Origin of the sequence: Desulfovibrio sp. 1188_IL3213, from assembly GCF_036763145.1 — a bacterium.
Lineage (GTDB): Bacteria > Desulfobacterota > Desulfovibrionia > Desulfovibrionales > Desulfovibrionaceae > Desulfovibrio.
In genome coordinates this window covers 1-5,124 of sequence record NZ_JBAIYR010000150.1, presented here as the reverse complement: position 1 = coordinate 5,124, position 5,124 = coordinate 1, and the positions used below count along the sequence as shown (strand labels likewise).

4 protein-coding genes and 1 pseudogene are annotated in these 5,124 nt (G+C 59.6%); 1 reads left to right on the top strand and 4 read right to left on the bottom strand.

Translation table 11 applies throughout. The features are described from left to right. The 4 genes and pseudogenes from V6C16_RS07600 to ileS form a co-directional block, all read right to left on the bottom strand. A pseudogene (locus V6C16_RS07600) lies at positions 1–326 on the bottom strand (tol-pal system protein YbgF); the annotation flags it as partial. Positions 327–340: 14 nt separating this feature from the next. After that, positions 341–547 carry a PLDc N-terminal domain-containing protein gene (locus V6C16_RS07595; RefSeq protein WP_333536540.1) on the bottom strand — a complete coding sequence of 69 codons (207 nt, stop codon included), beginning with the start codon at positions 545–547 and terminating at the stop codon, positions 341–343. Beyond that, the gene (gene lspA / locus V6C16_RS07590; protein WP_333536541.1) at positions 544–1,080 is read right to left on the bottom strand and encodes a signal peptidase II; all 537 of its coding nucleotides are present in this window, start codon (positions 1,078–1,080) and stop codon (positions 544–546) included. Before lspA ends, V6C16_RS07595 begins: the two co-directional genes overlap by 4 nt. A 4-nt stretch (positions 1,081–1,084) precedes the next feature. Continuing rightward, positions 1,085–3,901, bottom strand: a complete 2,817-nt coding sequence (gene ileS, locus V6C16_RS07585) for an isoleucine--tRNA ligase (RefSeq protein WP_333536542.1) — start codon at positions 3,899–3,901, stop codon at positions 1,085–1,087. Between the two features lie 436 nt (positions 3,902–4,337). Here ileS and V6C16_RS07580 point away from each other — a divergent pair, with 436 nt between their 5' ends. Continuing rightward, positions 4,338–4,586 carry a HypC/HybG/HupF family hydrogenase formation chaperone gene (locus V6C16_RS07580; RefSeq protein WP_333536543.1) on the top strand — a complete coding sequence of 83 codons (249 nt, stop codon included), beginning with the start codon at positions 4,338–4,340 and terminating at the stop codon, positions 4,584–4,586. Positions 4,587–5,124: the final 538 nt, after the last annotated feature.

The following is a 5,124-nucleotide window of genomic DNA, read 5'->3' as shown; positions in this document are numbered from 1 at the left end:
TTCAGGTTCAGGGCCATGCTGCGCTCAACCTGGCGCAGGGCCTCGTCGTGCCGGTTTACGCGATCCACAAGGGCGCGCGCGCCACCGGCATTGTTGAGGTCATCCATCTGGCCCTTGACGGTATTCAGTTCCTGCCGCAACGCCTGTATCTGATTCCAGGCGTCGGCCTGCGAGGGCTGCATCTGCCGCAACTGCACGTCGTGCTGCTGTACCTGCTGCTCAAGGCTGAGGCTGCCGCTGCTGGAACCGCCGCCGGATACGCAGGCGCTCAGCGGCAGAGCAGCGCAAGCCAGCGTTACAAGGCACAATGAACGGAATGTGCGCATAATATCCTCTTTTTTCAAATTTGCACTTTTCCCAGGGCTTTTTTGCGCCCGGTGAAAATATAGATGATGCCGCCGATGACCGGCAAAAAAACCACCAGCACGAGCCACAGCGCCCTTTGCTGGGGCGTGGGAAACTCATGCCCCCATATGTGTATGATGCTCCACAGCGTGGGGATCATAGGAATCATGACCAGCACCACATGCCACCAGTGAAAGATCATGCGGCACTCCCTCCTTTGCCGGAGGATTTTCCGGCTTTGCTGCCCTTTTCGTTTCCGTTTTCGGGCGGTTTGCGCCACATGATGACGCAGGCCAGTGCGGCCCCCACGAAGATGGCCGAATCCGCCACATTAAAGGCCGGCCAGTGCCAGTCGCCCCAGTAGACATCCAGAAAGTCCACCACCGCCCGAAAGCGGATGCGGTCCACCAGGTTGCCCAGGGCGCCGCCCATGACCAGTCCCAATCCGGCAAAGAGCCAGGGTTCGTCATGCGAGCTGCGCACCAGCATCAGTATGGCCCATACGGCTACCACCGTGGCCCCGAGGAACAGCCAGAACTGCCACTCAATATCCGAACGGTTCAGAAAGCCGAAGGCCGCTCCCCTGTTGCGGATGTTCACCAGGTCAAACAGACCTTCAATAACCGGCACTGAACGGTGTTCCGGTATGGTCTGCATGACAATATACTTGGTCAGCTGGTCAAGCGCCAGCGCCAGCAGGGCCATGCCCCCGAGGATTCGATAACGCCTGCGCATGTTCTCAGGATTCCATATCCTTGATAACCGCTGTGCAGCGCGGACACAAGGCGGGATGCGAAGCGTCCGAGCCAAGCTCGGTGCTGTAAATCCAGCAGCGCTCGCATTTTTCGCCTCTGGCCTTTTCAACGCCGATGGCAAGACCGGCCACTTCTTCATCCTGATACGCGGCCTGCGGGGCGCGATCCAGCGCCTCAAGCTGCAACTGCGACACAATGCACACGGCGCGCAGGTCGGTATGCAGGCCCTCCAGGCGCTGGCGCAGTTCGTCCGCCACAAAAAGGGTCACGCGCGTATCCAGCGAATGCCCGATGATGCCCTCACGGCGCATGGGTTCAATGGCTTTTGTCACCGCGCCGCGCACGGCCAGCAGTACGTTCCAGTCATCGCGCGTGCCTTCGTCCAGCAGATAGGGAGCCGCATCCAGCGGCGGCAGGGCAAAAACCGTCGATTCCGGACCGCGCAGGCTCTCCGGCAGATGGCTGAAGATTTCCTCGGCGGTGAAAGACAGCACCGGGGCCATATCGCGCAGCAAAAGGCTCAGGATATGCCACAGGGCCGTCTGGGCCGAGCGGCGCTCCTCGCTGTGCGGAGCGGAGGCATACAGGCGGTCTTTAAGGATATCCAGATACACGGAAGAAAGGTCCGTGACGCAATAGTTGTGCAGGGTGTGGTAGACCTTGTGGAAGTCAAAATCCATATAGGCTTGCTGCACGCGCTCGTGAACGCGCCCGGCCACGTCCAGAGCAAAACGGTCCAGCGGCTGCAGCCTGTCCAGCGGCAGCAGGTCATGAGCGGAAATATCGCTCAGGTTGCCCATGATAAAACGGCAGGTATTGCGGATGCGGCGGTAAGCGTCCACAAGGCGGCCAAGAATTTCGTCCGAAAGGCGGATGTCTTCGCGGTACTCCACCGAGGACACCCAGAGACGCACGATTTCGGCTCCGAACTTTTCAATGAGTTCCTGCGGCGCGATCACGTTGCCCACAGACTTGGACATCTTGCGCCCGTCGCCGTCCACCACATACCCGTGGGTGAGCACGGCCCGGTACGGCGCGCAGCCGCGCGTGCCTTCGCTGACCAGCAGCGAGCTGTGGAACCAGCCGCGGTGCTGGTCAGAACCTTCAAGGTACAGGTCGGCGGGAAAGCCCAGCTCGGGGCGCTTTTCAAGCACAGCGGCAAAGCTTGTGCCGGAGTCAAACCAGACATCAAGGATGTCGGTTTCGCGCTTCCAGTGATTGCCGCCGCAATGGGGGCAGGCAAGGCCTTCAGGCACGACATCCTTGAGTTCGGCTTCGTACCAGTAGTCGCAGCCCGTGGGGTGCTTGGCAAAGCGGGCGGCGATTTCCTGCATCCATGCGGGATCATTCCAGGCTTCGCCGCAGTCTTCGCACAGCAGGGCCAAAATGGGTACGCCCCACTGCCGCTGACGCGAGATGCACCAGTCCGGGCGGAATTCAACCATATTATGGATGCGCTCGCGGCCCCAGGCGGGAATCCAGCGCACTTCTTCATCAATGGCCTTGAGGGCGCGGGCGCGCAGGTCATTCTTTTCCATGCTGATAAACCACTGGGTGGTCGCGCGGAAGATGACCGGCTCCTTGCAGCGCCAGCAATGCGGGTAGGAGTGGCGAATTTTGCCCTTTTGCAGCAAAGCGCCGACTTCTTCAAGTTTTTCGATGACCCTGGGGTTGGCTTCAAAAACATTCAGCCCGGCGAAAAATTCCACGGCGGGCAAAAAGCGCCCGGCGTCATCCATAGGCGAATAAATTTCCAGCCCGTACTTGAGGCCCACATCGTAGTCTTCACGACCGTGGCCCGGCGCGGTGTGCACGCAGCCCGTACCGGCATCCAGAGTCACATGCAGGCCCAGCACCAGGGGCGACTGCCTGTCATAGAACGGATGGCGCGCCTTGAGCCCCTCGAGGCGTTCTCCGGTGGCGCGATCCAGAATGATGTACTCGCTCCAGCCGAACGTCTCTGCGCAGGAGGCCACCAGATCTTCCGCAAGAATGTACTGGCTGCCCTGTGCCTCAACCAGTGCATAGGTAAATTCAGGGTGCAGGCACACGGCCATATTGTCCGGCAGGGTCCAGGGCGTTGTTGTCCAGATGACCACATGCGCGCGCGCCGGATCAGCGGCTGCAAAAACCTTTTTCAGGTTTTCATCGGGCAGGGCGAAGCGCACGTAGACAGAAGGCGAGGTGTGGTCGTTATACTCCACTTCCGCCTCGGCCAGCGCCGTGTGGCAGGAGCAGCACCAGTAAATGGGCTTCTTGGCGCGCGCCACGCCCCCGGCGGCCACAAACTTTGCAAGTTCACCGGCAGTGACGGATTCATATGCCGGATCCATGCTCACATAGGGGTGATCCCAATCGCCCAGCACACCCAGACGCTTGAATTCCTTGCGCTGTATATCAAGCCATTTATTGGCATACTCACGGCAGAGCTTGCGCACCACATGGGCGGGCAGGCTTTTCTTCTTTTCCTTGAGGTCCTGCTCCACCTTGTGCTCGATAGGCAGTCCATGGCAGTCCCAGCCGGGAACATAGCGTGAGGCATAGCCTGCCATATTGCGCGATTTGACGATAATATCCTTGAGAATCTTGTTCAGCGCGTGTCCCATGTGCAGATGCCCGTTGGCATAGGGCGGGCCATCGTGCAGGATGTAGGTTCCCTTGCTGCCCGATGCCTCAACCATGACGGCACAGGCATTGGCGGCGTCCCACTTCTTGATGGCTTCCGGCTCACGCTGGGCCAGATTTGCCTTCATCGGAAAAGCGGTTTGAGGAAGGTTCAGCGTTTTTTTATAATCACTCATGGAGGCTCCCGGCACTGAATGTCGCAAGATATAGTATGTTCTTCAAAAGCTGGCCGCAAAATAAAAACTTTGCGCAAGGGCAAGCAAGCCGGCCCTTTTCGCAAAGGGAGCATGCTCTCGTGCCACTCGACCGGAACAGGTCGGGTCATGCAATTCTTTGGGCAAAAGCTTATTTGGAGTCAGCCCTGGTGGAAAAATCACTGTAGTTTGGGCAAATAGCCGTGCAAAGTCAAGGTTTGGCCCTTCGCGCGGTCACGGCCCGGCCGTTGGCATAAAGCCTGAAAAAATCCCTGTGCTTGCGGCCTTGAGGCAGCGGCGGCTTGCCTAGCGCAGCCGGGGCTGATAAGGTGTGTCTTCTTCAGTTTGCGGCGACTTCCGGCGGCTTCGGGGCTTGCCGAAGCCGCAATGGTGTTTATATGCCCGACAAGAGGTGACTATGTGTCTTGCCATTCCTGCCCGCATTGAAGAACTGTTCGGCGAAGGCATGGCCCGCGTGCGCGTGGGTGAAAGCCAGACCTTTTTGAACGCTTCGGTGATGCTTTTGCCCAAGGAACCCCAGATCGGGGACTACGTTATCGTGCATGCCGGTTTTGCCCTGCACACCCTTACCCCCAAGGAAGCCGAAGAAAGCCTGTCCGCCCTGCGCGAACTGGCGCAGGCCCTGGAAGACCCACCGCGGTTCTGACCCCTGCGCATGGGCTGAACATGATTGTTTCGCTATAAAATCCCGCAGACACCTGCGGGATTTTTGCATTTGCGCGGTACAGCGGACGCAAGAACCTGAAGCAGGTATTTGTGGGCGGTCAAGCAAAGCCAGGCCCGCCACAGGCATTACGCCGAATGGCCTGATGCCTGTGACCTGATGCCTGTGCCCTGATGGCGGATGCGAGATGCGAGATACTCTCCGCGCACGGGCAGCAATAACTTGTCGATGGCATTGCGCGGCGCGGAGGGAGATCACCGAGCAAAGCGAGGAAGCTCCCGCAGCAGGAGACGCGCAGCCCTCGTAACTGATGGTCATTGAAAACTTCTGGGGTGCTCCGGGGGGAGTGCAGAGGGGGCCTCGGAGGGGCAAAGCCCCTAACAGGCCCCCTTTGCCGCCCGCCGCGCAGGCGGCCCAAACCAGACAATGCCGAGATTTCAAATGGTAAAGCCCTTCGGCCAGGCCTCTCCTTGCCGCACCACCGCCACTTTTACAGCAGGCAGCCGTGCGCCGCGCAGGC

Excerpts from the sequence above, each read along its gene's own strand:
- ileS (WP_333536542.1), bottom strand. The coding sequence starts at position 3,901 with ATGAGTGATTATAAAAAAACGCTGAACCTTCCTCAAACCGCTTTTCCG.
- V6C16_RS07580 (WP_333536543.1), top strand. The coding sequence starts at position 4,338 with ATGTGTCTTGCCATTCCTGCCCGCATTGAAGAACTGTTCGGCGAAGGC.
- lspA (WP_333536541.1), bottom strand. The coding sequence starts at position 1,080 with ATGCGCAGGCGTTATCGAATCCTCGGGGGCATGGCCCTGCTGGCGCTG.
- V6C16_RS07595 (WP_333536540.1), bottom strand. The coding sequence starts at position 547 with ATGATCTTTCACTGGTGGCATGTGGTGCTGGTCATGATTCCTATGATC.